Raw genomic sequence first — 24,420 nt, 5'->3', positions numbered from 1 at the left:
AGTCTGTCAGCATGTTTTGTATTCTGTTTGATCTATTTCTAAAAATTGTTATTATTAACAATAAGTAGAAATAAAAATGTATGACCTACCTCGAGTTCAAAGATAGAATGCAGCAATTTCCGGTCTTTTCAGTCCGTGAGATCAAGAAGCATTTTCCCGGTTTTGACAATCGCAGGCTGGTAGAGTGGCAGGAAAAAGGCTACATCCAAAAATTACGGAATCGGTATTACCGGTTCACAGATTTCCAGGTAAATGAATCTTACCTGTTCTATTGTGCAAACTCTATTTATAGTCCTTCGTACGTGTCTCTGGAATCAGCGTTGTCAATCTATGGGTTTATACCGGAAGGGGTCTTTCAGATCACTTCGTGTACTACGCTAAAAACAAATATCTTTGAAACGCCGATAGGTCATTTTTCCTACCGGCATCTAAAACCATCTCTGTTTTTTGGATACCACCTTCAGCAGTGGGACGACCATTACTACGCCATAGCCGGCCCGGAAAAAACAATCATCGACTATCTCTATCTGAACAGTGATGTGGAGAGTTACGAAGCCTTTGAAAGCCTGAGGTGGAATGCGGCTGAAATGTTAAGCCGTATATCGATCAAAACACTGAATGCGTATGTGAATCACATTGGATCTAAAACGCTAACATCCCGTGTAAATCTTCTAAAAAAGTATGTGAATGCTAACACTTGAAGAAATCCAATCCTTCTACCCAGAAACGCTACACCGGTATCCGAGATTTCTGTTGCGGGAGTATCTGCAATACAAGATTTTGGAAATCACCTATGAAAGCAAATACGCAAATGGTCTCTGTTTTCTTGGAGGAACCTGCCTTCGGGTAGTACATGGAAATCAGCGCTTTTCTGAGGACCTCGATTTTGATAACGTTTCCATGAGTGAACCTGATTTTGAAAACCTGGCCGGAATCATCGAAAAAGAGTTGACAAAAGAAGGATTTGAAACTGAAATGAGAACCGTGATGAAGGGAGCCTGGCACTGTCACGTCAAATTTCCCGGATTGCTGTTCGAAAAGGGTTTGTCGGGACACAGAGAAGAGAAGATTCTCATTCAATTGGATACGGAGCCGCAGCATTTCGATTATGAGCCGGAACGGTTTATACTCAATCGCTTCGAGGTATTTACCACCATTTTAACCACGCCGTTGCCGTTGCTCATGTCTCAAAAGCTGTACGCCGTTATCAACCGGGAAAGAAATAAAGGGAGGGACTTCTTTGATTTAGTATTCATGATGGGCCGTAATATTCAGCCTGATTACAACTATTTGAAAGAGAAACTATCTGTATCTGATGCCGATACCTTAAAAAAAGTAGTTCTGGAGAAGTGTCAGCAATTGGATATGGATGAGATGGCTAAAGACGTGGAGCCTTTTCTCTTCAAACCAGCGGACAGAAAAAAGATCGTACAGTTTGAAGCTGTTTTACGGCAGTATGCTTTTTAATGGTTTCTAAAAAATGGAATCATCGAAACCTAAGTATTCGTGGTATTCCTGTTAAATCTAAAATTAAAATCATACTTAACCTACATCCAAAACTATGGTCAACCGAACTGCTCTGCTGCTTCGATACAAAGAACCTGCTATCCAATGGATCAATGAAGCCGATCCTGTAGAAGATGCGATGGTACTTTCGGAAAAAGAGGTAAATGCGGAACGGACCGTTTACCTGATCTCTGATGATGACGGTGAGAATAAAGAGACGCAACAGGCCTGGGTCAAACAGAACTTCCGGAATCTCTTCGAATCGGAGCTGGAGGGGTGGTACACCGATCCCGATCTCTGGCCCCAACCTCTGACGCTTAAACTATTTCGTGAGTGGTTCGACACGGAATTCCATTCGGTTATCATCGATACGGTGGATGAGCCGCTGTTTGATGATGGTTATTAAAGCTCAATTCGGATTACAAATGGCATAAAGAAAGCTTCATCCGGGACGCCTCTAATATCGGCCACTTTGACACCGATGCATCAGTGATTTTCTATAAGAGCTTCAGCTTACCGAAGGGCGTGCTACCGGTTTCCCAAAGATTTACGATGCCATCAAAAGAAACGAATCTCCTAAGCCTAGATTCGAAACCGATGATGAACGGAGCTATTTCCTGGGCAGTTTTGTCGTTTTATCCGGATATGAACAAAAGCTACAAGGCAGAGGGCGAAGTTAGGGGCGAAGCTACTGAAAAAAGCCTCAATGACACGGAAAGGGCCATTTTAAAACTTTTAGAAAAGGGGCCAAGCTCAGCAGAAGAACTGGCCAATGAATTGGGATTAAAAAGTAGAAGCGGATTCTTTACAAGAACACTAAGGGGTTTAATGAAAGATGGATTTATTGAATATAAATACCCTGAATCTCCAAAACATCCTGATCAGAAGTACAGGTTGAGTTCGTAAACATTAAAATGTGAAATGATGCGTGTTGATGTCGAATCAACAAATGGGTCATTGAATTTTAATGACTCTGTTACTACTGCTTAGGCGGACATGCGGTATCTCCATAAGAGCAATAGACACAGCAGTCCCCATCTTTCGGTTTGACCACGGTTTCACATGCAGGGCACTGCCAGAAATATTGGCAGGAGTCAACCGGCATTGTTTCAGTTGTGACGTGTCCGCAATCCGGACACTCTATTGTAGATTTCGTTTCCATTTTATCCTCTGAGATTTTTCCCTGTTTCATTTTTTCCTTCAAGTGCCTTCAGAATGGGGCAATCCCCTTTGGGGCCGTTTCCACTGCATGAATCAATCAGTTCTGTCAGGGTATGTTTGATTCGGGTCAGATCCTCTATTTTGGAAACGACATCCTGGTATTTTTGCTCCGCTTCATGTTTGATATCGGAGCAGGATGTTCCCTCATCTACCTTCAGATTCAACAGGTCATCAATTTCGGAGAGCGTAAACCCGAGCTCCTGGGCTCGTTTGATAAACCGAATCTGATCAACATGCCGTTGAGAGAAGAGTCGGTAGCCGGAATCCATCCGGTCCGGCTCCGGAATCAGATTTCGGCGTTCATAATAACGGATGGTCTCTATATTTACGCCTGCCAATGAAGCCGCTTTCCCAATTTTGTATTGTGATTTTACAGTCATGATATTATGATCATCAGGATTTCAATTGATTGGTCTTTCAACACATTAACGAAATCACGAGGATTTTGCTTCTTTTATCAGCTCCATGGTACATCCGCAGCAGCACGTTGGGTTTTGTGTTCCTCCACAGGTTTCAGGCGCGCTTTTTGTAACCGTCACTTCACAGCCGCAATCTTCCTTAGGACATTTATAAACTTCTCCTTTTTTGAATGGCATAACTTGTCTCCTTTAGGTTTAAATGATTATTCATTCCCAATATAAGGCCTGTACCATGGTACAGAGTCAAGTGTTTTTTCAAAAAGGGCGTAAGTGAATTGGAGAAAGCATTTAAATAACTACCAATATTTAGTTACTTATTTAAATGATGCTGCCGAATTAACAAATCAAAAGGTAGATTTCACAAGTAGTTGTTCTTCATGGCAAGCACTTTTTTCAAGAGGTCACGTTCAACCTCGAGGTCGTATGTATCGGAGAGATGTTTTCGCATGTCATCTTCACCGGCTTCCAGCATGTCATCCTTGTTAAGAAATTCCAGCAAATCTTCTGTTACCGCCCAGTGATAAATCAACCACTTCCATTCACCAAGATAATCTCCGGCATAGTCTGCTTTTAGTGAGGTGTTCTCTTTTTCATGAAGCACGGCCGTTTTAATCACCGCTGCTCCTTTTGTAGTAAGATGATCCACGGCAGCCTGAAGGGTTTTCCCGGAATCATTGACGTCATCCACGATAATGACATTTTTTCCTTTCAGATCAATATCTATAGGATCGGTGATGTCAACCTCTTCCTTTTCCTCAGCACCACCTGTGTAGTGGCGGATCTGTATAGCGGTTAAGGTTTTAATATTCAGAAAGTCACATACGAGGCGTGCCGGCGGGAATCCACCGCGGGCAATGCCGACAACCATATCAAAGTCAGTGGGTGAGGCACCGATTTTCCGGGAAACACTGTAAGCCAGCTCATATGCCTCTGAAAAACGTACTATTCTTGCCGTAAACTTTTTATCCATTATCTTTTAAAAACGGTTATTGAGATTAATAATTAAGGTAAGTGACCCCATTCACCAATCAAAAATATTCAGCAAGTCTCCCATCCAGGTACAGGCAGAAGCTGACGTTGCAGCTCAGTGAAAATCATCGATTTAAGGTTCTTTTAAGCATTCGTGCCTTACATTATGAGTAGAATCTCAAAAAAACTAATTCAGAACGACTCAAAGGAGAACAACATGGAATATGTTACATCAAAAACAGTCAACCTTTCTTATGATCAGGCCATCGAAAAAGTTACTGAGCTTCTCAAAGAGGAGGGGTTTGGGGTACTTACAGAGATCGACGTAAAAGACACGCTGAAAAAGAAACTGGATGTGGATTTTAAAAAGTATAAAATCCTGGGTGCATGCAATCCGAATTTTGCCCACAAAGCACTACAGGCGGAAGACAAGATAGGTGTAATGCTTCCCTGTAACGTAATTGTGGAAGAACACGAGGATGGCAAAGTAGAAGTTTCGGCCGTTAATCCTATGGCTTCCATGCAGGCAGTTTCCAATGACAATCTGCATTCTATCGCCGGGCAGGTTCGAACCAATTTAGAAAAGGTTATTAACAGACTATAATTGCGGAAACAAGACAATTCACTTAACAAAATACAAGGAGAAAATATGAAACGTTTAATACTTACGATATCACTAGCCTTTATCTTAACCGGAGTAGGAATTGCCCAGCAACAGGGAAATATGGAAGAGAAGAAACAGCAAATGCAGGAGATGATGCAAGATTCCACCATGCGAGCGATGATGATGGAAGAAATGGCACAGAACCCGCAAATGCGTCAGCAAATGATGCAGCGGATGATGAACTCCATGACAATGGACAGTACCATGATGATGAATAACAGAGAGAGAATGATGAATAATCCTCAGATGAAACAGCGTATGCAAACACATATGGAGATGATGCAGACCATGATGGAGGATGGAGAAATGAATCAATCGAAAATGATGGAGATGGCCGGCAGTTCCTCCATGATGAAAATGCATATGATGTGTATGCAGATGATGCAGGGAACGATGATGGGTAATCACGGAATGATGAACCAGGATTCAATGAATGGGAATACTCATCAACAGCATCATAATCGTAAGTAAGTGATCACATGCGATCGACAAAAAATATGCCGTTTTTATTACTGTTCAGAATTCTTTGAGAAGCAGGTGTATAGGAATTAAAGTACCTTATTGGAGGCGGCATATATCCTGTCAATTCATTTTGATGATTGTAAAACTGTATTATGAGCACGAGAGGAAAAGAACATACGCGAAGCCGGTACGATTTATGGGCACCTATCTATAATATTACGGAGTGGCCGATAGAACGTCTCTTTTTCAGGGGCTGGCGAAAAGAAATTTGGGATCAGGTAACGGGCCCAAAAGTGCTTGAACTCGGGATAGGAACGGGCAAAAATATCCCCTTTTATCCAAGGGATATTGATTTAACGGGAATTGACCTTTCCCCGGGCATGCTCAAACGAGCCAGGCAATTGCTCGATAAAAAACAACAGGATCGTGTTACACTGAAAGAGATGGATGCCCAAAACCTGGATTTCCCCAGCAACCATTTTGATGAAGCGGTTGCTACTTTTGTGTTTTGCTCGGTGCCCGATCCTGTATTGGGATTAAAAGAAGCCCTGCGCGTCACAAAGCCGGGTGGCAAACTTCATCTGCTGGAACACATGCGCGCTGATCAATCTGCGTTAGCATCTATAATGGATAAGCTGGATCCTCCTATCCATTACCTGATTGGCGTACATATTGCCCGCAAAACGGTCTCAAACGTTAAAAAGGCCGGATGGGACATTGACACCGTCCGCGACTTAACATCCGGTGGAATTGTCAAAAAGATTGAAGCCACAAAGCCCGATTAACTTTTCAAGTCTTCAGATAGCGGCAATTCAACCTCAAATGTACTTCCCTTTCCCGGGCCATCGCTATAAGCACGAATCTTTCCGTCGTACAGCTCAACTATCGCCTTCACTAACGGCAAACCCAGTCCGCTGCCCGGTCTTTCCTGGACATCTCGCTGATGAGCCCGATAAAAGCGCTCGAACAGATGCTTTTTCGCTTCGGAGTCAAATCCAATTCCGGTATCACTCACGCGAAGGACCGTCTCGCCGCTGGAGCGCTGAAGTTGTAACTCTATAGATCCGCCCTCGGGTGTGTATTTCAAGGCATTTTCCAGAAGATTGTTAATGATCTCTTCAATATATGCCCCGTGGGCTTTGATTTGTATCTCCGGGGCAATATTAACTTCCATGGCAATATTTTTATCCTTGGCTAATTGCTGATATTCAGCTGCTACCGCTTTTGTAATTCGGCTCAGGTTTACGCGCTCAGCCTCGGCATGATGCACAGATTCTACTCTTGAAAGCTGAAGCAACAGATGTACCATCTCACTCATGCGCCGGGTCTCCATAAGCATTCGCTGGATTGTTTCCCGGTACTCTTCCATGGACCGGGGCTTTCGCAGCATAACTTCCGCATCACTCCGAAGTGATGATAGTGGTGTCATCAGTTCGTGAGCGGCGTCAGAAGTGAAGCGCTTCTCCCGTTTGAATCCTTTTTGCAGGCGATAGAGCATCATATTGAAGGTTTCGGCCAGGTCTGTGAGTTCATCATGAACCTGGTAATTTACGGGGATGCGTTGATCCAGGTCTGTAGCCGTAATCGATTTGGCGGCATCAATAATTGAAGTGACCGGGGACAACGCACGCCGTGACAGCCAAAATCCCCCAAGGATTGAAAAAGAGACACTTATTGCTATTAATATGATCAGATACTGCCTGAATCTGCTCAATTCGTCATGCAGGGTCCATTCAAATCCGGTCACTTCCAGCCAACCGCCAAATGTTCCCGCTGTGTCTCGAATCGGGTGGAATAGAGTCCGTGCCGGCAGCTCCAGCCACTGTATGCTCAAGGAGTACTCATCCACAGTATTAGGTATATCGGTTTCCAGTGGCTGATCGACATCTGTAAAGTTTGGGCTCTCATATGTGAGCTCTCCGTTCCTGTTAAATAATCGAACGTAGGTACCAAACTCTACATCGCTTTTGAGTGCTGCATTGCGGCTATAGTCTGATAAGTCAATGGAAAGAGTGTCTCCGGCGATATCTATATGTGGAAGCAACTGCTCTGCTTCGAACCGGAGATGCCGGTCGTAATTGTGATGAATCGACTGATGAAATGATTCATATAAGAAATAGCCAAAGAGGCTAAGCATAAGGAAAAGGCTTAACCCATACCAAAATGCCAATTTTTTGGAAATGGACAGACGATCAAAATATCCAGTTATCCTGCTCAAAAGATTACCCGTTTTCTTTTAGTAGATTGCTGTTAAGTCTATATCCTGCGCCCCGTATAGTTTCAATAACCTGAAAGTGGTCCACTATAAATTCTTTTTCGCACTCATTAAATGATTCAGCCAGCTTTTGGCGCAATGTAGAAATCGTAGCTTCAATCGTATTATCATTCACATGGTAGGCCGAACCCCAAACCCGCTCTGCCAATTGAGTCTTAGAGAAAACCGTTTCCGGCTCGCTCAGCAAAAGTTCCAGTAAAATAAATTCCTTGGGTCTTAGCGAACGCTTAATGTCACATACTTTTACCCAGTGTTTGCGCGAATCAAGCTCGATTGGCCCCACGCAAACAGCTTCATCATTATGCATCTCTGAGGAGCGCCGTCCCAAAGCCCGTATGCGCGCCAGGAGTTCTTCAAATGAAAACGGCTTACCCATATAATCATCAGCACCCGCATCAAGGCCCGATACTTTGTGATCCAGGTCTCCCAGAGCCGTCAGCATGAGGACCGGGAAAGTCCTGTCCTCATTGCGCCAATGTTCAAGAATTTGTTTACCATCACGATTGGGCAGGCGCCAGTCCAATATGACCATATCGTAATCATTCACCAAGCCTTGCAGTTCGGCCTCTTCCCCATCATGCATCACCTCAACAACGTGGCCTTCCTCCTCCAGTCCGCGTTTCAAATTGCTGGCCAGCTGTTTTTCATCTTCCACTAAAAATATCCACATAGATACATATCATTAGTACACATTCAAGAAATAACAAACTTAAAATAACAGGTTCTACAGGAAAGTTTGTGGGTTGATGGCAAAATTTGTGAACAATCGCTTAGACCATGTTCAATATATTCCAAAATATAGGCTCATTACTTTTTCAGATCCTTCTCTACGCCATAAACTACAATGGCTCGATCAGGATGACACGCTCATTGGTTGGCACGTGGGCGGCGTGGGTGCAGTAATCGTTTTTCAATATCGCCTTGTCGTCACGCCGCCCTACTCCCCAATTAAATCACTGTCATTCTGAATAAAACGGTGAATTTCCGTTTTATGAAGAATCTGTAAAAGCAACACGTGTTGTCCTATCCAATGGCACAAATGATTGGTTTTACCTACTGATTGATCCAGCTGTCTTGATAAGACTGTATGAGAAGCTATGAATAGGATTTTTATATCTACCCACAAACTTTCCTGTAGAACCAAATAACAGACACAGATCATTAATGCTTTAAGCTTGATTTAAGGTTCAATTCATTATTTTAAATATAGATGAATAAAGAGTTTTTTGTCTTTATTTTTCAGTATGTCAATTATATAACTATTCCTCTTATGAAAAATGCTTATCTGTTTATTCTCATTATACTAAGCACCCTATTACTTTCATCAGGATGTAAAACCTCTACAGAACCTGAGGAGGCAGACCCTGTTTTTCCGATGTACATAGATGTCAACAGTAATGGCATCAATGATTATGTCGAGCAGGAAACCCACGAACCAGGTCCCGGGACCCATTCCGCAACCACCGATTTATCCTCTTTTCCCGGGCACTCTTTTATCGATTCTGATAATGATGGCATTTGCGACTTTGCCCAGGATGGAAGTCCAACCTGGCACGGGCCGGGATTTGTCGATGACAATAATAACGGTATTTGTGACTACTGGGATGAATCCCATCCCATGCATAGCCGGCATGAAGGGATGCGTTTTCACGATGAGAATGGAAATCACATAAACGACTACTTTGAAGAAGAAACCCACCATGCAAAAGGTCATAATTTTATTGATGAGGATGAAGACGGAATTTGTGATTATGCACAGGACGGTAGTCCCAGCTGGCATGGCCCCGGCTTTATCGATGGTAACCGGAACGGGATGCATGATCACTGGGAAAATGGGGGCCGCGGACACGGCGGAATGATGGGAAGAGGCCATCATTAGGAACGTAGTCTTCTGAATGTAGCGAACACTTAATTTATAGCAGGAGATTAAAAATGAGAAATGCTTTAAGCTTGATTTAAGGTTTACCTGTTATATTTCGAATCTGTTTTAAATTCAAACCAATCCTTCACACAAATTGAAAATTGGACAATAAAACGGTTATGAGTAAAGATAATAACAATGATATTACACGCCTTCGCTTTTTGCGATATACCGCCACGATGGCGGCTCTGGCTGGTGTAAGTTCTATCCTGCCCACCTATGCATTTGCAGGGTTCAATCAAAGAAACGAGCTTCGTCCAAAGGGTCCTGATAATGTGATTGATCTGACTATTGGCAGAATGCCCCACAAGATTGATGGGAAGCAGGGAGGGGCCATTGGTATTAACGGTACGGTACCCGGACCTCTCATCCGGTTGAAAGAGGGACAAGACGTGCTTTTACGGGTTAAGAATGAACTGGATGAAACAACTTCCATCCATTGGCACGGAATATTGCTGCCTTTTCAGATGGATGGCGTGCCGGGTGTAAGTTTTGATGGTATAGCCCCGGGCGAAACCTTTGAATATCGATACCCGGTGCGGCAAAACGGCACCTATTGGTATCACAGCCATTCGGGACTTCAGGAACAGCTTGGCCATTACGGTCCCCTGATCATCGATCCGGCCGATGAGGACCCGGTTGAGTATGATCGTGATTATCCGGTTGTACTATCAGACTGGACCTTCGAAGATCCCTATAGAGTATTAGCAAATAACGTTAAACAGGAAGGCTACTATAATTACCAGAAACGAACGATTGGCGAATTTTTTGATGATATAAAGAAAGACGGTTTTGGTGACGCTGTGAACAATTATCTCATGTTCGGTAAAATGCGAATGAGCGCGACAGACCTTGTGGATGTTACCGGTGCCACCTATACCCATTTGATGAATGGCCGGGGGCCCAACTCCAACTGGAATGCCATCTTTAAAAAAGGCGAAAAAGTGCGGCTTCGATTTATCAACGCATCGGCGGGCACCACAGCTTTTGACGTTCGCATTCCCGGCCTGAAGATGACCGTGGTTCAAGCTGACGGGCAAAATGTGGAGCCGGTTTCCATTGATGAGTTCCGAATCGGAATTGCCGAAACCTATGATGTTATTGTAGAGCCAAAAGAAGAAAAACCGTTTACCATTTTCGCCGAGTCGCTGGACCGCAGCGGCTACGCCCGGGGTACGCTTGCACCTCGTGATGGCATGGAAGCTCCTGTGCCGGATCTGCGCCCACGGCCCAAACGCAGCATGAAGGATATGGGTATGGCAATGAGCATGGACAGTATGGATATGAAAGATGACGGGAACGGAGAAATGGATCATGGGGAGATGCACCATGGCGACATGGACATGAAAGGAAATGGGACAGACCCCGTCCAACACGGACCTGATAAACACGGTATCGGTGCGGCAGCCATCGCTCAAAACCAGTTTGACCGGCTGGATGAACCGGGCATCGGCTTGGGTAATGACGGTCGAAAAGTGCTGGTATACAGCGATCTTAAAAGCCTTCGTGCCAACCGTGATACCCGTGATGCACAACGCGAAGTGGAGCTGCACCTGACGGGTAACATGGAACGGTATATGTGGTCGTTCGACGGGAAACAGTTTCATGAGGTGGACGGCCCCATTGAGTTCAAACACAACGAACGGCTGCGGCTGACGCTGGTTAATGATACGATGATGGAGCATCCTATTCATCTGCACGGCATGTGGATGGAGCTGGAAAACGGGAACGGACAATACAATCCCCGACAACACACCTTGCTTGTACAACCAGCCCAGCGAATATCAGCTCTCGTTACACCACGTGATAAAGGCCGATGGGCTTTTCACTGCCACATCCTTTATCACATGGAACGCGGCATGTTTCGGGTAGTACAGGTAGCTGATGAAGACGGCAGTATATACGGGCAGGAATATTGATAAGGGAATCCTAAACGCCATAGACGAACAACTTCTTTTTGACATACAAAACCGCATGAAGATGACTTTAATTAAACGTGCATCAGTATTTATTCTTACTGTTTTTGTTCTAACATTGATTGCAGGCAGTCCGGCGCAGGCTCAAAAGGCACCCGAGTTCAGCAACGATTTAATGATGGACAACAAAACTTACGTTTATCTGATTGCTGAGAAGCTGGAATATCGCAGCATAAGCGGGGTAAATCCCCTCATGTGGGAGCTGCAGGGATACGTGGGTAAAGATCTGAACAAATTCTGGTTCAAGTCACACGGGGAAGCATTGACTACCGAGAGTGAAGCCGAAATGGAATTCCAGGGACTCTACAGCCGTGCAATTACCCCGTATTTTGATCTGCAGGCCGGCATCCGCTATGATCTGGCCTATGAAGGTGGCGGCAACAAATCGCGGGGCCTTGCGGTTCTGGGATTGCAGGGAATGGCCCCATATTTTTTTCATGTCGACAGCGGTATGTTCGTCAGTGAAGACGGTGATATTTCCGCATCACTGGAAGCTGAGTATGACCTGCTTTTTACACAGCGCCTTATCGGTCAGCCTGTCATCGAAACCAGTGTGGCACTTCAGGACGTTCCGGAGTGGGGTGTTGGATCAGGATTCAATGATATCGGTCTTGGGTTCCGCCTTCGTTATGAACTTGCACGCGAATTTGCCCCCTACATCGGTATGAACTGGGAGCGCAAGTTGGGCGAAACCGCCGATATGGCTCGTGCCGCAGGCGGACACGTCAGCAACCTAAGCCTGCTCGGCGGCATTCGGATGTGGTTTTAATGGTTTATTCTATAACATTACTTAAAATATTCATTAACAAAATGGTTAGAGTCTTATGCATGATTTTCATTTTTTTGGAGGAGGGTGGATGATGTTCCTCTGGTGGTTTTTAATAATCATACTGATCATATTCATGGTTCGATTTCTGTGGAACTCCGGTCAAAATAAACAGAACAAAGAAACACCCATGGAGATCCTTAAACGCCGGTACGCTAACGGTGAAATTGATGAAGAGGAGTACAACAAGCGTAAACGGGAATTGAAGAACTAAAATAAAATGGATAGAAAAAAATTCTTGAAGTACACAGGAGCCGGTGCCGGTTTCTTGTTGGCCCCTTCATTTGTCACCTCCTGCGTGAATGCCAGCACAAACGATTTAGATGACTATGAATATCCCTTGCAAATACCAGGGACCCTGGAGGGTGATCAGTTAAGAGCGTCTCGCAGCGACCTTGTTATTGGTGACCAATTTACTTTAGACGGCCTGCAGTTTAATGAGGCCCTGCCGGGACCAACTGTCCGTATAAAAAGAGGAGAGCGATTTCGGGTTCAGTTCCATAACAATATTGGTCAGGAAAGCATTATTCATTGGCATGGCATGATTGTGCCTCCTGATATGGACGGACACCCCAAGGATGTTATTTCAGAAGGAAGTTATTCCTATGATTTTAAGATCAATCAGAGGGCCGGGACCTATTGGTATCATCCTCATCCACATAGAATTACAGGCCCGCAGGTATACAGAGGCTTAGCAGGTTTTTTTATTGTAACTGACGATGAAGAAGAAGCTCTAAACCTGCCTTCAGGTGAGTTTGAACTGCCGCTGGTTATTCAGGACCGAAGAATAGACTCTTCCGGCAGAATATACTATAACCCTTCGATGCCTGAGCAAATGATGACCGGCTATTTGGGCGACCATATTCTGGTGAATGGAGTTCCCAGCCCTTATCACGAAGTACAGCCGCAAATCTATCGGTTGCGATTACTAAATGGCTCCAACGCCCGGATTTATAATATTGCTTTTCGAAATGGAAATCCGTTTACGGTGATTGGCTCTGATGGCGGACTTCTTCCCAACCCTGTTGAAACCAATGAACTACTGCTGGCTCCCGGAGAACGGGCGGATATATTGGTGGATTTTTCAAAAGAAGTCGACGAAAAATCTGCAGAATTGATCAGTAAAACGTTTTCGGTACCTTCAAACGGCGGAATGATGGGCAACATGTCTCAAATGATGGGGCAAGGTGGTCCGGAACAAGGCAGTGAATTTCCATTGATGGAATTTCGGATTGGCAATGAGGGCGAATCGTCTGCTTCTGCAGAGCTTCCCCGGCAACTGTCTGAGATCAGTTTCCCCTCCGAAGAGGACGCTGACCGCACGCGACGAATTGCATTAGATATGGAGATGATGAACGGCCACACCATCAACGGTCGGTTATTTGAAATGCTTCGCGTTGATGAAGAAGTACCCAAGGGTGATACAGAAATTTGGGAGTTCATCAACAATTCCGCTGTCCCTCATCCGATGCATATTCATGCTGTACAATTTAAAGTATTAAGCCGCAGCGGAAACCGGGGTCTTATTCCAACCGAAACAGGGTGGAAAGATACCGTCCTGGTAATGCCCGGTGAACGAGTTCGAGTGATTGTGACATTCGATGCTCCAAAAGGATTGTATGTATTTCACTGCCACAATCTTGAACATGAAGATAGCGGGATGATGGCAAATCTTGAAATTGTCTGATGAAGCAGAATAGTACACTTCATGTCGTTTTTTGGGCATTCCTTCTGCATACGCTATGGGAGTTTATACAGTGCTTATTCCTGTATGAGATGTGGGACTGGCCTTTTTGGGAAGCTACTTTATGGATGTGGGCTGCAATTTTCGGTGATATACTAATTGTGCTGGGTTTGTGGAAAACTGTTACCGTATTTGCCTCTGCCGTTCATATTAAAGTCAGCACTTTCAAGGAATATGCTCTTCTCTTAGGCATCAGCTTCCTGGCAAGTTTTTTTCTGGAGTGGATTGCCAAAGTGCTGAATCTGTGGCAATACTCTTCAAATATGCCTGTGATTGAAATCTTAAATTACCCGGTGGGTCTTTCCCCGGTTTTGCAGATCACATTTCTGCCGGCACTCAGTGTTTATCTTGCCGGTAAAAGCAAAATGAAGAACAATCGTAATACAAAATAAGATCGTTTATGGATTTTTTAAGCTTATATGCCGAATCTGCCAAGACAGCACTCGGTTTTTTCTGGAAAGCAGGTTGGGCGTTTGTGCTTGGCTATTTTGTATCAGGGATGATCCAGGCTTTTGTACCGAAAGGTAAGCTTACTCAATATATGGGTGAGGCCAATTTGAAAAGCATATCCCTCTCTACGTTTTTCGGAGCTGCATCTTCTTCCTGCTCTTTTGCCGCACTGGCGGCTGCGCGGGCATTGATCAAAAAGGGGGCACATTTTATAGCCGGAGTAGCATTTATGTTTGCTTCAACAAACCTGGTGATAGAGCTGGGAATACTGATCCTTATTTTTCTGGGGTGGCAGTATTTGGTAGCAGAGATCATAGGCGGGCTTGTTTTGATCACTATAAGCAGTGTACTTATAAAACTAACCTACCCGGAAGACTGGTTAAAAGCTGCAAGAGAAAAAGTGGAATCTGCTGGTAGCGATTTGGAGGAGGATTTTGACTGGAAAAAACGGATCAAAAGTAAAGAGGGGTGGCGGCTGGTGGGTCATAAGTTTGTAAATGACTGGAAAATGGCCTGGGAAGACATTTTGATAGGGTTTACTATTGCCGGTTTTGTTGCAGTTCTGGTACCCGAATCATTTTGGTCTGGCCTGTTTTTAGCAGATGCCCAAAACCTTCCCGGATGGCTCGTTGCGATAGAAAATGCTCTTATTGCCCCATTTGTAGCTGCAGCAACATTTATTGGCTCAATGGGAAATATTCCTTTGGCTACCGTTTTGAATGAAAATGGTGTGCTGTTTGCCGGAATTATGGGGTTTATTTACTCCGACCTGATGGTGCCGCCGCTGGTTCACATTAACGCAAAATATTATGGGTGGAGAGTGGCTCTCTACATTGCCGGGATAATGTACGTGAGCATTGTGGCAACCGCTTTGATCCTGAATGGTCTTTTTTCATTATTGGGGATTGTTCCGGAAAGCGCGCGGGTGGTATCTGAGATCACCCAGTTTAAGATAGATTATACTTTCTGGATGAATATTGGATTCACTGTGATCGCCGGTGTGCTGGTATGGCTGCATAAGAAGTACATGCAATCACACGAAATGAAAATGATGGAAATGGAGAGCGGGGGTAAGATTAAGACTATTGCAGTGAGTCTGTTTATACTTATTAATGTCCTGGGATTATCAGCATTCGTTTTTATTCAACTATTTTAAGCTAATGAACCTCTCTTTATGGAACTAATACCCGAATGGGCACCCAACATACATCCGATACTTGTTCATTTCCCCATAGCCATACTGTTCCTGGCAGTATTTATGGATCTGGTAAACTTTTTTTTGCCGGATGTTTGGTGGGACGATACAAAAACCACTCTTCTGTATGGAGTTGGAGTTATTTCAGCTATTGCTGCCTATTACACAGGAACCTGGGCTGCAGACACTGTTTTTCTACCTTCGCAGGCGCAAAATGTTCTAAATAGTCACTCTAACTGGGCTCTTTGGACGGTATGGTACTTCGTTGGGTATGTTGTTTTACGATTTGGTCTCCATTGGTTCAAAATGCTTGATCGTAAAATCATCAATGTGGCAGCATTCATTATTGCCCTTCCAGGGGTATTTCTGCTCTATGAAACCGGGGAGCACGGTGCGGAATTAGTCTTTGGATATGGTGCCGGGACGGGGCAGCTGCTTCAACAAGAAGAAGTGAATGTGCCCAGCGTTTCACAATCTATAGAATCAAATACTACATTTGAGGTGATGGATAACGACAACTGGACATGGACGATCGGCCCAAATGGAGTAAGCACGCTGTTATCACACTTTCGGTGGTTGGAGGGATCTGTCCAGGATTTGGAGCCTGAAGTTCTCCAAAACGAGAAGAATTACCTCCTTAAGCTTACCGTAGATTCAATACCTAACTTATTTGTGGAAGAGCGTACGGTCCAAAACGTACAGGTTGATTATTATTTGGATTTCTCTGGCTTTCAAGGGAAAGTCTCACTTGTCAACCACGTGCAAAACAGTCAAAATTACGACTTTGTCGCACTCTCATCTGACGGCACTATAACCCAGGGACGTGTTATTAATGGGGAAAGAACAGTTTTTGCTGAAGAACAGTATACAGCTTCAGGACTGATGTTTATTCGAACTGTTGCCTCTGACACTCACTTTCGTGCCTATATTAATGAAGAAATGGCTATCCACAGCCACGGAGAGGCTCCGAAAGCCGGTAGTATCGGCTTAAAGTTAAATGGAACCGGAACAATACTTATCGATAGCATATCCTTAACTCAGCTTAATTAGACATTAATCTCAACTGTATCATAAATTTTAAACTGCAGTTTCGACTCCTCTTTTTTCACCGGGTTTAAAATTGCGTCAATTTTTTGTTTTACCGGATTGAGTCTGTCAGCATGTTTTGTAGCCCAGTTTTTCCATTTAATGAACCTTGCCAACTGCTCCTGGTTCAGCTCTTGCTGTTTAATCTGAATTTCTACTTCCTGAATATACTGATAGATATATTGTGACTTTGTGAAGGATGCAGAAGCTTGCTCCAAATCCGCTCTTTTCTTTTGCTCTAATTCTTCCGCACGTCGTTGACGTTGTCTGATTTTCTGACGTTGTTCTTCTATTTTCTCTTTTTCTTCCCAATTGATACGCCACTCTTTTGCTTCTTTTGCAGTACGCAGAATGGTTTTTAAAATCTTCTCAGTTTGATATTCCAATTTTCGGTCATAGGCATCAGAAATTGTTTTAGACCGATAACTTGAAGCATGTTGGGATATTTGCAGTCTCAGTTTACCTGTGGTGTAGTAATCGTAGTCATACTCTTTCCAGGAACTCTCAACTTTAGTACGGTTAAATGAGCCTGCTTCTTCTAACCGTATATAAACCTTATCATCACCAATTTTAACTGAGGTATACACAGTCTTATCAGTGCCTCCTCCTGTGATCTGAAAACCTTGTCTTTCTAACTCTCTAATCAGGCCATCGTAAAAAAGTATGGCTCGTTCCAATAGTGACTCTGAAACCAAGATTCCTAAGTAATCTTTTCCGAATGGTTTGAGCCTTCCATAGTTGTCTCGATAGTCCCTATCTTTTAAATACCTGTATGTTCTATCGACTAATAGGTGGAGTCCGGTCAGATTCTTTTTGAACTTTATGGTCTTAAACGTCTTTGGAAGCTGATCCTTCAAATCTATTTCGGGATCATCATTGAGCGCTAATTTGTACTCTTCTTTTTCAAACTCCGTCAGTGGCTTTTGCTTTACCTTATAACCATTTCGCAATTTCGACCAATACCCTGACTCCGGTCTTGGAATCTCGAGTTCATCACATACCTTCGTAAGCTGATATACATTTATCTTGTAATCTTTTGCGATCTGAGTCATGGGTTTTCCCCAAAGCTCTTTGTAGAGCTCAGTTCTATTAAATGTGATGCTTTTCATAGTTTGGTTGATAAGACAGTATTTACAATCATCTTCCCTAATAAAATTGAGTCAGATAGGCTAATCATTACATTCCTGAGGAAAATCATCAACTGACATCAATAAAAACTTCTTGATACTTGTTTTCCAATAACATGACTTCATCATCGGTTAATGCTTCAAACTCTTTGTCTAAAGCACGTTTAGATAGTTTACCACCATTTTGACGCAAAAAACCAATCAGGTTTTCCATCTGTTTATCAGGCATGTCAAAATGATCCTGTAGGAAATTTCTCATTTTATCATGGCACTCAAGATATAGCACTTCTTCCGGCAGTGTTTTGAGAACCGTTTCCTCTACGCATTCATAAAGAAACTCCGCTTGCTTCGTCGCATCAAAGTAGCGGTAGAGATCGATGGTTTCATTTAAAACGTCAACATTACCATCCGGAGTTGGTTTCCATTTAATAAAATCAAGTCGTGGTTTCGAAAATGATTCCAGAACGTTTCTGTAATCATCAATCCGATCCAGAATGACAGCTGAAACCGGGAAAATAAGTCCTTTGGGAGAGAATCCTTTTCGGGCCAACACATGATGAAACAGATACCGGTGTACACGGCCGTTCCCGTCAGCAAAAGGGTGGATAAATACAAACCCAAATGCAATTGATGCCGACGTTAATACAGGATCATAGTCGCTGTTAATGAGAGACTCGTTGCCCTTTAATAAGCCTTGGATGAGCTGTGGAATATCTTGCCATTTGGCAGATATATGATCCGGAAGGGGCTTGCCATCAACCCGGTTATGTACACCGACAAATCCCCCTTCTTCTCTCCAGCCCATATCAACAAACCGTCTGTCTTCAATTACAATCTCCTGGAGTCGAAGCAATTCATCTTCAGTAAGGTCTTTTTGGCCGGCCTGTCCGATTGCTTTTCCCCAGCGTTGTGCCCTGTTTTCAGGAGGAGTTTCCCCTTCAATGGCATACGAAGCTTTGGAATCTTTTAGCAGCAGAAAAGCTGCGGCTCGTGATAGTAGATCCGGATGTACTTTTCCTATCGTATCAGATACTTTCTTTTCCAACTCTTCAACACTAAATCGTTCAAGCTTCTCAGTGCGGTGTATTAGCGGACAAAAATCCCTGTTTCCCGGCAGGTTATTCCACACACGATGTCGCTGTGATCTTTGTTTTGGGCCGGGGTATTGTAGTTTGGGATCAAGAGCCTCAATATAATTCCCTGATTGTGCATCCTCTACATTGAGTCCATCATCCATCAGCCATTCATAAAAAAACCAAATTCTCCGGCTGTTCCGACCGGTTGGCTGATCTTTTACGATTTTTTCAATGTCATTTTTATCAATCGCCTCAAAGAGTTTTTTAAGAACCAGCAGATCCAATCCTTCATATCGAAATGCAAATGTAAGGTGGCCAAGAAGAGTAGGAGCTGGTTCCCGCCCAGTTTTAAACACACGCCACTTACCCTCGGTATAGCTTCTGTGCTTTTCACTTATTGCAGAAATTAATTCTGGCAAAGGTACCGCTAAATTGTAGAAATGTATTAAAGCGCTATATCCGGCCAGCTTCATACCGGTTTCAGGAAGTGTATAATTTCTGAAAACGGTTATATTTTCTTCAAGTCGATTATCATCAGCCATAATTCGTCAAAATCGATTATCATTTATTTTGGTACCAATATCGTAAAAATCGATTACTTTTTATTGAAATTGTTTAGAAAAGGGGGTGATTTGTCAAAATCGATTACTTTTTAAGTAGATTTGGTCACATTTATGAGTCAATAGGTTCGATCCAAGCAAATCAGGTAGAGTTCGCCACGCTTGTAGGGATAAAATTTGTAGTCCATAGATTGCTTTATTTTAGATTAAAGAAAGAGCGAAAAGTTCATCTATGAAGGGATTGAAAAGAGGGAGATGGAAATAAGCCATTACTGAAAATTTATTTTAAATGGAGAGTTTTACTAACCTATAAGAAATGCAGAACAAGTGTTAAAGAGCTGATGCTGATTTTAAGATTTGTTCAAGTGTCCTTGTTTCACTCTCAGGCTGCAAATAAATTATCAGGGGAGAAAAGAGCGTAATTGTTTCACAATTGTTTTACAGTAGAAAATAAAAAAGCCGTAAAGTGTTATTAAATTTCACTTTACGGCTTTGTCAATGTACCCGAGAGAGGACTTGAACCTCCACGTCCGTGAGGACATACGCACCTGAAGCGCACGCGTCTACCAATTCCGCCACTCGGGCAAGTGTCGTGATAATCTATTCATTAGTTGTGTGAACTAATCAAGACTCCAAAAATACCAACATTTCAGAATATATAGCAATTCTTTTTTTTGAAAAATAGTAGGGAGTCTTGAGTCGTGAGATATGAGGCTTGGAATTGGAAAAAGGAAACGTGAAAAGTCATGCCTTTGCTATAATCCTGCAATTTTAACTTTTTCTAAAAAGGGTCGGTAGATGATGTAATTTTTTGGGATTTAATTTTGAAATAAGTATTGATTTTCAACACATTTTACCGATTACCGATTACCGATTACCGATTACCGATTACCGATTACCGATTACCGATTACCGAATTTTGGCATCTACATCAACAGCCATCTACAATCTGCGAGTTACCATACAACGACGTGAGACGTTTCAAGGTCCACAGGGTGGCAGACGCTTGGAGGTCTCGCAAATCTCAAGACTCCTCATCCTCCAAATCCAAACTCTCTGTACATGTCCCAGTTCTTACCGTTGTGTTTTAAAAGGTGGAGGCTGTTTGCCGTGAACGCCCCCTCAAACTCTCGCTCTTTGAATTCAGGCCATGCTTTGTGGAACATTTTCTTGCTCAGATCTCTGGTGGCAATGGTTATATGCGGATGGAACCGGCTCATTAGTTCCTTCTCCGGGAAATTCAGGGTATCCTTAAGTAGGATTTGAAGGTCTGCGTGGAGGTTGGCAACCGGCTTATGATCTTCGATGGAAAGAAACAGGACCCGCGGCGGAAACGCGTCAAATCCGCTGATTCTGATGTCAAACGCCTGGTGCTTTTTCGCAAACGTTTCAAGCGCCGCTGCAAGTGCATCTTCATTAGCCTCATCCCGCCTGAACGGCATCTGGAGCGTAATGTGGGCCGGCGACTTTAGAGCGTGCGATGCGTTGAATCGTTCTTTCATTTCAAGTTTGAGCTTCCGTACGTCATTGCGTAGCTCTTCGTGCGGTATTAATGCAATCAAATAGAGTTCTTTCGACATGGGTATATGTTATTTAAAAAGGCCTTCAAGGTTTTTCACCATGTGATCTTTTCGGGAGAAACCCTGGAAGCCTTCAGGCTCTTTGAAAATTTCTGTTAACCTACATTCTATGTCATGCCAAACCTCGATCCGGCATCTCCAATCGTTGAGCGAATGGGAGATCCCGCGTCAAGCGCGGGATGACAAGCTTCGCGTCAAACAGTTACGAATCAGTTAAAACGCCCGGCAGGCTGGCCAGGCTCTCAATCGTTGCTGTGGGCATAAATTCACTCCACGGATCATACGGCTTATCCGGCGAGCGCTGAACCCAGGCAGCGTTCCACCCGCAGGCACGGGCTCCCATTACATCAAAAGAATTGCCTGAAATAAGCCATGTTTCGGGTATGACGGATTGGGTATTCTTTATAAAATATTGGTAAGCATCCGGGCTTGGTTTAAACGTGTGAACATCTTCTGTGCTTACTATTCCATCAAAAAATGAATAGATGTCCGAATGATCAAGAAGTTGTTTGACAGCATCTGCGCTCCCGTTTGAAAATGCGTAAATGCGATGGCCCGCATCCCGGCACTCGGCCAGGCATTGTTTCACATCAGGAAAATCGGGCAGTATGGTATAGCTATCTAAAAGAGTCTCTTTTTGTTTATCACTAAGCGATACGTCAAGCGATTCACAGCAATAATTGAGGGCATCCCTTGTGCAGATTGAAAAGTCGCAATGCTGCCTCATCAGCCCGCGCCGGAACGAATATTCGAGCTGTTTCTGCCGCCATGATTTCATGAACATGTCGGCTTTGTCGAATATCATATTCTGAAGCGTATCGAGTACGCCGGAGGTGTCAATTAACGTTCCGTATACATCGAATGCGAGCGTTTTTTGCATGATTAAAGATTTTTTTGTTCAGTTGATTGATTGTGATAACACAGTTTCTTGCCTGTACGATTCAATGAGATGAGAATCAGTGGCGGGTTATCAAACAAAAGTTCACCGAACTTTATCGAGAAACTTGAATCTGATCTTTGTTGCACTATATTAATAGGCCGGCACAGTGGTCTTGGAGCAGGTCACAAGCCGGTTTTTATTATTGAGTCCACTCCGAATAGTCATGCGCTCTGAAAATTAGCGGCTCAAGCTTAAATAATTTAGATTTATTTGTTTCGGATTCACCCCACCCCTCTCTAAGGAATCAGAGAGGGGCATATTGTCTAAATTATTTAAGCTTGTTATAAACATCCGTACTAAATCTGACTTTTCGGAGTGGACTCATTATTTAATTTCAATCCATCACTATACAAGATGAACGACGAACCGATTGAAGATCTGCGTTACCTGAAATTGTTGTCAAAACGGTATCCGTCCATTCAAAAAGCATCGGCTGAAATTATAAATCTAAGCGCTATTCTTGAACTGCCGAAAGGGACTGAGCATTTTGTGTCGGATATTCACGGTGAATATGAGGCATTTTCTCACGTTTTACGAAATGGCTCGGGATCTATCAAACGGCGGATTGAAGAGGTGTTTCAGTACACGCTGGGCGAACAGGAGAAAAAGAACCTGGCGACGCTCATCTATTATCCAGATAAAAAGCTGCCGATTATCCTAAAGGATGTCGACAATCCCAAAGAGTGGTATCGAAAAACGCTGTTTCAGATGATAAAGCTCTGCCGTGTGTACTCATCAAAATACACCCGGAGTAAAGTTCGAAAAGCTCTGCCCAAAGATTTTGACTACATTATCGAGGAGTTGCTTCACGAACAGGAAAGTACAAAAAACCGGCAGCAGTACTACAGCAGCATTATTTCAACTATCATAGAAACGGACCGTGCTGGTGCGTTCATCAAGGCGCTGGCATACCTGATTCAGCGGCTCACGATTTCACGGCTTCATGTCATCGGCGATGTGTACGACCGGGGGCCGGGCGCTCACGTCATCATGGATGAGCTGATGGACTATCACGCCGTGGATTTTCAGTGGGGGAACCACGATATCGTATGGATGGGAGCAGCGGCAGGGAGTGAAGCTTGCATTGCAAACGTCATACGAGTGTCGCTTCGCTATGCAAATATGGAAACGGTTGAAAATGGGTATGCCATTTCCATGCTGCCGCTCGTATCGCTGGCGGTTGATGTATATGGCGATGACCCCTGCGATATTTTCAGGCCTAAAGAAGTAGAGGATGAATTTACGGAGCAGGAACAACTGATGATGGCCCGGATGCAAAAAGCGATCTCTGTGATGCAGTTTAAGCTGGAGGGGCAGATCATCAAACGGCGCCCGCAATTTCAGATGAAAGACCGGCTGCTGCTTGATAAAATTAATCATGAGAATGGGACAATTACGATTAAAGGTAAGACGTACCCTATGAAGGACACAAATTTCCCCACTATTGATCCTGATGATCCCTATAAGCTCTCGCCGGAGGAGGAGTCTGTGATGGAGAGACTAAGCCTTTCGTTTAAAAATAGTGAGCGCCTGCAAAAACACGTTCGGTTTCTTTTTGCCAAAGGAAGCATGTACCTGGTCAAGAATAATAATCTTCTGTACCACGGTTGTATTCCAATGAAACCAAATGGCGTATTGAAGCACTTTACGTTTGGAAAGGATGGCTACGGGCCTAAAGATTTTATGGATCGTCTGGATCGGTTGTCGCGGCAAGGCTATTTTGCTAACGATGACCTCAAAAAGAAACAGTACGGCATGGATACCATGTGGTATTTGTGGACCGGGTCTCAGTCTCCGCTTTTTGGAAAAGATAAGATGGCAACATTTGAGAGATATTTTATTGCAGATGAGGCCACCCACATGGAAAACATGAATCCATACTACGATTACAGAACGGACGTGGGTGTTGCCTCGCAAATTCTGCAGGAGTTTGGCGTAGACCCTGAGAAAGGCCATATACTGAACGGCCATGTTCCCGTGAAAGTGAAAAAAGGGGAGAGCCCGGTAAAGGCGAAAGGGAAACTGCTGGTTATCGATGGCGGGTTTGCAAAGGCCTACCAGGATAAAACGGGCATCGCTGGATACACTCTCATTTATAACTCCTGGGGACTACTTTTAGCTGCGCATCAGCCGTTTCAATCCACTGAAATGGCGATTGAGGAAGAGATCGATATTCATTCCCAAACGCGTATCCTCGAGCAGCGCATGAACCGGATACGTATTGCAGACACGGACACCGGTGATGAAATACGAAGCGAAATCGAAGATCTGAAAGCATTGCTGAAGGCGTATAGGTCCGGAGCTATAAAAGAGGCATAAATTGGGTGATTTAAGCCTCTCCTTTCGGGAGGAGACAGGCTCTAACTCAACTTCCGCAAACGTGTAAATAGATGTTGTGAGTGAGGGTTGTAGTTGCTACATTA

At 43.8% G+C, this 24,420-nt stretch carries 25 protein-coding genes and 1 tRNA gene; 16 read left to right on the top strand and 10 right to left on the bottom strand.

The annotated features are described in order from the left end of the window. Positions 1–80: 80 nt before the first annotated feature. From AABW11_RS18530 to AABW11_RS18515, 4 genes are all read left to right on the top strand, one after another. On the top strand, positions 81–701 hold the full coding sequence (locus tag AABW11_RS18530) for a type IV toxin-antitoxin system AbiEi family antitoxin domain-containing protein (protein ID WP_340106828.1): 621 nt from the start codon (positions 81–83) through the stop codon (positions 699–701). Continuing rightward, the gene (locus AABW11_RS18525) at positions 688–1,467 is read left to right on the top strand and encodes a nucleotidyl transferase AbiEii/AbiGii toxin family protein (RefSeq protein WP_340106827.1); all 780 of its coding nucleotides are present in this window, start codon (positions 688–690) and stop codon (positions 1,465–1,467) included. The genes AABW11_RS18530 and AABW11_RS18525 overlap by 14 nt, the downstream gene beginning before the upstream one ends. 94 nt (positions 1,468–1,561) lie before the next feature. Continuing rightward, positions 1,562–1,912 (top strand): hypothetical protein, encoded by a 351-nt coding sequence (locus AABW11_RS18520; RefSeq protein ID WP_340106826.1) that lies wholly within the window; start codon positions 1,562–1,564, stop codon positions 1,910–1,912. Positions 1,913–2,058: 146 nt separating this feature from the next. Continuing rightward, on the top strand, positions 2,059–2,412 hold the full coding sequence (locus tag AABW11_RS18515; RefSeq protein WP_340106825.1) for a winged helix-turn-helix domain-containing protein: 354 nt from the start codon (positions 2,059–2,061) through the stop codon (positions 2,410–2,412). Positions 2,413–2,485: 73 nt separating this feature from the next. Here the strand turns inward: AABW11_RS18515 and AABW11_RS20225 are convergent, their stop codons facing one another. From AABW11_RS20225 to AABW11_RS18505, 3 genes are all read right to left on the bottom strand, one after another. After that, positions 2,486–2,668, bottom strand: a complete 183-nt coding sequence (locus AABW11_RS20225; protein WP_445263804.1) for a GDCCVxC domain-containing (seleno)protein — start codon at positions 2,666–2,668, stop codon at positions 2,486–2,488. A gap of 1 nt (position 2,669) precedes the next feature. Beyond that, positions 2,670–3,107: a MerR family transcriptional regulator gene (locus AABW11_RS18510; protein WP_340106824.1), complete on the bottom strand. Its 438-nt coding sequence runs from the start codon at positions 3,105–3,107 to the stop codon at positions 2,670–2,672. Positions 3,108–3,504: 397 nt separating this feature from the next. Next, a complete protein-coding gene (locus tag AABW11_RS18505) occupies positions 3,505–4,116 on the bottom strand; it encodes a phosphoribosyltransferase (protein ID WP_340106823.1) in 612 nt (203 codons plus the stop codon). A gap of 216 nt (positions 4,117–4,332) precedes the next feature. On the opposite strand from AABW11_RS18505, the gene AABW11_RS18500 reads away from it, so the two are divergent. From AABW11_RS18500 to AABW11_RS18490, 3 genes are all read left to right on the top strand, one after another. Continuing rightward, positions 4,333–4,719: a DUF302 domain-containing protein gene (locus AABW11_RS18500; RefSeq protein ID WP_445263806.1), complete on the top strand. Its 387-nt coding sequence runs from the start codon at positions 4,333–4,335 to the stop codon at positions 4,717–4,719. A gap of 45 nt (positions 4,720–4,764) precedes the next feature. Next, positions 4,765–5,250 (top strand): hypothetical protein, encoded by a 486-nt coding sequence (locus AABW11_RS18495; protein ID WP_340106821.1) that lies wholly within the window; start codon positions 4,765–4,767, stop codon positions 5,248–5,250. 143 nt (positions 5,251–5,393) lie between these two features. Next, entirely contained in the window at positions 5,394–6,026 is a 633-nt protein-coding gene (locus AABW11_RS18490) for a class I SAM-dependent methyltransferase (RefSeq protein ID WP_340106820.1), read from the top strand. Here the strand turns inward: AABW11_RS18490 and AABW11_RS18485 are convergent. Together AABW11_RS18485 and AABW11_RS18480 are read right to left on the bottom strand one after the other, a co-directional pair. Further along, complete coding sequence (locus AABW11_RS18485; RefSeq protein ID WP_340106819.1) at positions 6,023–7,459, bottom strand: sensor histidine kinase; 1,437 nt, start codon at positions 7,457–7,459, stop codon at positions 6,023–6,025. The genes AABW11_RS18490 and AABW11_RS18485 overlap by 4 nt on opposite strands. Positions 7,460–7,463: 4 nt before the next feature. Continuing rightward, entirely contained in the window at positions 7,464–8,186 is a 723-nt protein-coding gene (locus AABW11_RS18480) for a response regulator transcription factor (protein ID WP_340106818.1), read from the bottom strand. A 600-nt stretch (positions 8,187–8,786) separates the two neighbouring features. Between AABW11_RS18480 and AABW11_RS18475 the strand changes: the two genes are divergently transcribed. The 8 genes from AABW11_RS18475 to AABW11_RS18440 all read left to right on the top strand — a co-directional run bounded on the left by AABW11_RS18475 (position 8,787) and on the right by AABW11_RS18440 (position 16,678). Further along, complete coding sequence (locus AABW11_RS18475) at positions 8,787–9,395, top strand: hypothetical protein (protein WP_340106817.1); 609 nt, start codon at positions 8,787–8,789, stop codon at positions 9,393–9,395. 161 nt (positions 9,396–9,556) lie between these two features. Beyond that, positions 9,557–11,356 carry a copper resistance system multicopper oxidase gene (locus tag AABW11_RS18470; protein WP_340106816.1) on the top strand — a complete coding sequence of 600 codons (1,800 nt, stop codon included), beginning with the start codon at positions 9,557–9,559 and terminating at the stop codon, positions 11,354–11,356. 61 nt (positions 11,357–11,417) lie between these two features. After that, positions 11,418–12,182: a copper resistance protein B gene (locus AABW11_RS18465; protein ID WP_340106815.1), complete on the top strand. Its 765-nt coding sequence runs from the start codon at positions 11,418–11,420 to the stop codon at positions 12,180–12,182. Positions 12,183–12,237: 55 nt separating this feature from the next. Beyond that, on the top strand, positions 12,238–12,453 hold the full coding sequence (locus tag AABW11_RS18460) for an SHOCT domain-containing protein (RefSeq protein WP_340106814.1): 216 nt from the start codon (positions 12,238–12,240) through the stop codon (positions 12,451–12,453). 6 nt (positions 12,454–12,459) lie between these two features. Continuing rightward, positions 12,460–13,926, top strand: a complete 1,467-nt coding sequence (locus tag AABW11_RS18455; RefSeq protein ID WP_340106813.1) for a multicopper oxidase family protein — start codon at positions 12,460–12,462, stop codon at positions 13,924–13,926. Next, a complete protein-coding gene (locus tag AABW11_RS18450) occupies positions 13,926–14,375 on the top strand; it encodes a hypothetical protein (protein WP_340106812.1) in 450 nt (149 codons plus the stop codon). The genes AABW11_RS18455 and AABW11_RS18450 overlap by 1 nt, the downstream gene beginning before the upstream one ends. Positions 14,376–14,383: 8 nt before the next feature. Beyond that, positions 14,384–15,589, top strand: a complete 1,206-nt coding sequence (locus AABW11_RS18445) for a permease (protein WP_340106811.1) — start codon at positions 14,384–14,386, stop codon at positions 15,587–15,589. Between the two features lie 18 nt (positions 15,590–15,607). Beyond that, the gene (locus AABW11_RS18440; RefSeq protein WP_340106810.1) at positions 15,608–16,678 is read left to right on the top strand and encodes a DUF2231 domain-containing protein; all 1,071 of its coding nucleotides are present in this window, start codon (positions 15,608–15,610) and stop codon (positions 16,676–16,678) included. Here the strand turns inward: AABW11_RS18440 and AABW11_RS18435 are convergent. The 5 genes from AABW11_RS18435 to AABW11_RS18415 all read right to left on the bottom strand — a co-directional run bounded on the left by AABW11_RS18435 (position 16,675) and on the right by AABW11_RS18415 (position 21,937). Further along, complete coding sequence (locus AABW11_RS18435; RefSeq protein WP_340106809.1) at positions 16,675–17,823, bottom strand: hypothetical protein; 1,149 nt, start codon at positions 17,821–17,823, stop codon at positions 16,675–16,677. The genes AABW11_RS18440 and AABW11_RS18435 overlap by 4 nt on opposite strands. An 88-nt stretch (positions 17,824–17,911) precedes the next feature. Continuing rightward, positions 17,912–19,459 carry a Fic family protein gene (locus tag AABW11_RS18430; protein ID WP_340106808.1) on the bottom strand — a complete coding sequence of 516 codons (1,548 nt, stop codon included), beginning with the start codon at positions 19,457–19,459 and terminating at the stop codon, positions 17,912–17,914. A 519-nt stretch (positions 19,460–19,978) separates the two neighbouring features. Beyond that, positions 19,979–20,062 (bottom strand) — tRNA-Leu (locus AABW11_RS18425). Between the two features lie 449 nt (positions 20,063–20,511). After that, positions 20,512–21,057: a 2'-5' RNA ligase family protein gene (locus AABW11_RS18420; RefSeq protein ID WP_340106807.1), complete on the bottom strand. Its 546-nt coding sequence runs from the start codon at positions 21,055–21,057 to the stop codon at positions 20,512–20,514. A gap of 202 nt (positions 21,058–21,259) precedes the next feature. Further along, the gene (locus AABW11_RS18415; protein WP_340106806.1) at positions 21,260–21,937 is read right to left on the bottom strand and encodes a haloacid dehalogenase type II; all 678 of its coding nucleotides are present in this window, start codon (positions 21,935–21,937) and stop codon (positions 21,260–21,262) included. 414 nt (positions 21,938–22,351) lie between these two features. Here AABW11_RS18415 and AABW11_RS18410 point away from each other — a divergent pair, with 414 nt between their 5' ends. Then, complete coding sequence (locus AABW11_RS18410; protein WP_445263805.1) at positions 22,352–24,316, top strand: fructose-1,6-bisphosphatase; 1,965 nt, start codon at positions 22,352–22,354, stop codon at positions 24,314–24,316. The last annotated feature ends 104 nt before the right edge of the window (positions 24,317–24,420 follow it).

The organism is Rhodohalobacter sp. 8-1, assembly GCF_038150125.1.
In the GTDB taxonomy this organism is placed as follows: Bacteria; Bacteroidota; Rhodothermia; order Balneolales; family Balneolaceae; genus SW132.
This window is presented reverse-complemented; position numbering and strand designations above follow the sequence as displayed.

What these genes read in the sequence shown, in the direction of transcription:
- AABW11_RS18495 (WP_340106821.1), top strand. Translation starts at nt 4,765, where the DNA reads ATGAAACGTTTAATACTTACGATATCACTAGCCTTTATCTTAACCGGA.
- AABW11_RS18530 (WP_340106828.1), top strand. Translation starts at nt 81, where the DNA reads ATGACCTACCTCGAGTTCAAAGATAGAATGCAGCAATTTCCGGTCTTT.
- AABW11_RS18520 (WP_340106826.1), top strand. Translation starts at nt 1,562, where the DNA reads ATGGTCAACCGAACTGCTCTGCTGCTTCGATACAAAGAACCTGCTATC.
- AABW11_RS18515 (WP_340106825.1), top strand. Translation starts at nt 2,059, where the DNA reads ATGCCATCAAAAGAAACGAATCTCCTAAGCCTAGATTCGAAACCGATG.
- AABW11_RS18525 (WP_340106827.1), top strand. Translation starts at nt 688, where the DNA reads ATGCTAACACTTGAAGAAATCCAATCCTTCTACCCAGAAACGCTACAC.
- AABW11_RS18415 (WP_340106806.1), bottom strand. Translation starts at nt 21,937, where the DNA reads ATGCAAAAAACGCTCGCATTCGATGTATACGGAACGTTAATTGACACC.
- AABW11_RS20225 (WP_445263804.1), bottom strand. Translation starts at nt 2,668, where the DNA reads ATGGAAACGAAATCTACAATAGAGTGTCCGGATTGCGGACACGTCACA.
- AABW11_RS18435 (WP_340106809.1), bottom strand. Translation starts at nt 17,823, where the DNA reads ATGAAAAGCATCACATTTAATAGAACTGAGCTCTACAAAGAGCTTTGG.
- AABW11_RS18410 (WP_445263805.1), top strand. Translation starts at nt 22,352, where the DNA reads ATGAACGACGAACCGATTGAAGATCTGCGTTACCTGAAATTGTTGTCA.
- AABW11_RS18475 (WP_340106817.1), top strand. Translation starts at nt 8,787, where the DNA reads ATGAAAAATGCTTATCTGTTTATTCTCATTATACTAAGCACCCTATTA.
- AABW11_RS18490 (WP_340106820.1), top strand. Translation starts at nt 5,394, where the DNA reads ATGAGCACGAGAGGAAAAGAACATACGCGAAGCCGGTACGATTTATGG.
- AABW11_RS18500 (WP_445263806.1), top strand. Translation starts at nt 4,333, where the DNA reads ATGGAATATGTTACATCAAAAACAGTCAACCTTTCTTATGATCAGGCC.
- AABW11_RS18455 (WP_340106813.1), top strand. Translation starts at nt 12,460, where the DNA reads ATGGATAGAAAAAAATTCTTGAAGTACACAGGAGCCGGTGCCGGTTTC.
- AABW11_RS18450 (WP_340106812.1), top strand. Translation starts at nt 13,926, where the DNA reads ATGAAGCAGAATAGTACACTTCATGTCGTTTTTTGGGCATTCCTTCTG.
- AABW11_RS18480 (WP_340106818.1), bottom strand. Translation starts at nt 8,186, where the DNA reads ATGTGGATATTTTTAGTGGAAGATGAAAAACAGCTGGCCAGCAATTTG.
- AABW11_RS18430 (WP_340106808.1), bottom strand. Translation starts at nt 19,459, where the DNA reads ATGGCTGATGATAATCGACTTGAAGAAAATATAACCGTTTTCAGAAAT.
- AABW11_RS18420 (WP_340106807.1), bottom strand. Translation starts at nt 21,057, where the DNA reads ATGTCGAAAGAACTCTATTTGATTGCATTAATACCGCACGAAGAGCTA.
- AABW11_RS18465 (WP_340106815.1), top strand. Translation starts at nt 11,418, where the DNA reads ATGACTTTAATTAAACGTGCATCAGTATTTATTCTTACTGTTTTTGTT.
- AABW11_RS18470 (WP_340106816.1), top strand. Translation starts at nt 9,557, where the DNA reads ATGAGTAAAGATAATAACAATGATATTACACGCCTTCGCTTTTTGCGA.
- AABW11_RS18460 (WP_340106814.1), top strand. Translation starts at nt 12,238, where the DNA reads ATGCATGATTTTCATTTTTTTGGAGGAGGGTGGATGATGTTCCTCTGG.
- AABW11_RS18440 (WP_340106810.1), top strand. Translation starts at nt 15,608, where the DNA reads ATGGAACTAATACCCGAATGGGCACCCAACATACATCCGATACTTGTT.
- AABW11_RS18510 (WP_340106824.1), bottom strand. Translation starts at nt 3,107, where the DNA reads ATGACTGTAAAATCACAATACAAAATTGGGAAAGCGGCTTCATTGGCA.
- AABW11_RS18445 (WP_340106811.1), top strand. Translation starts at nt 14,384, where the DNA reads ATGGATTTTTTAAGCTTATATGCCGAATCTGCCAAGACAGCACTCGGT.
- AABW11_RS18505 (WP_340106823.1), bottom strand. Translation starts at nt 4,116, where the DNA reads ATGGATAAAAAGTTTACGGCAAGAATAGTACGTTTTTCAGAGGCATAT.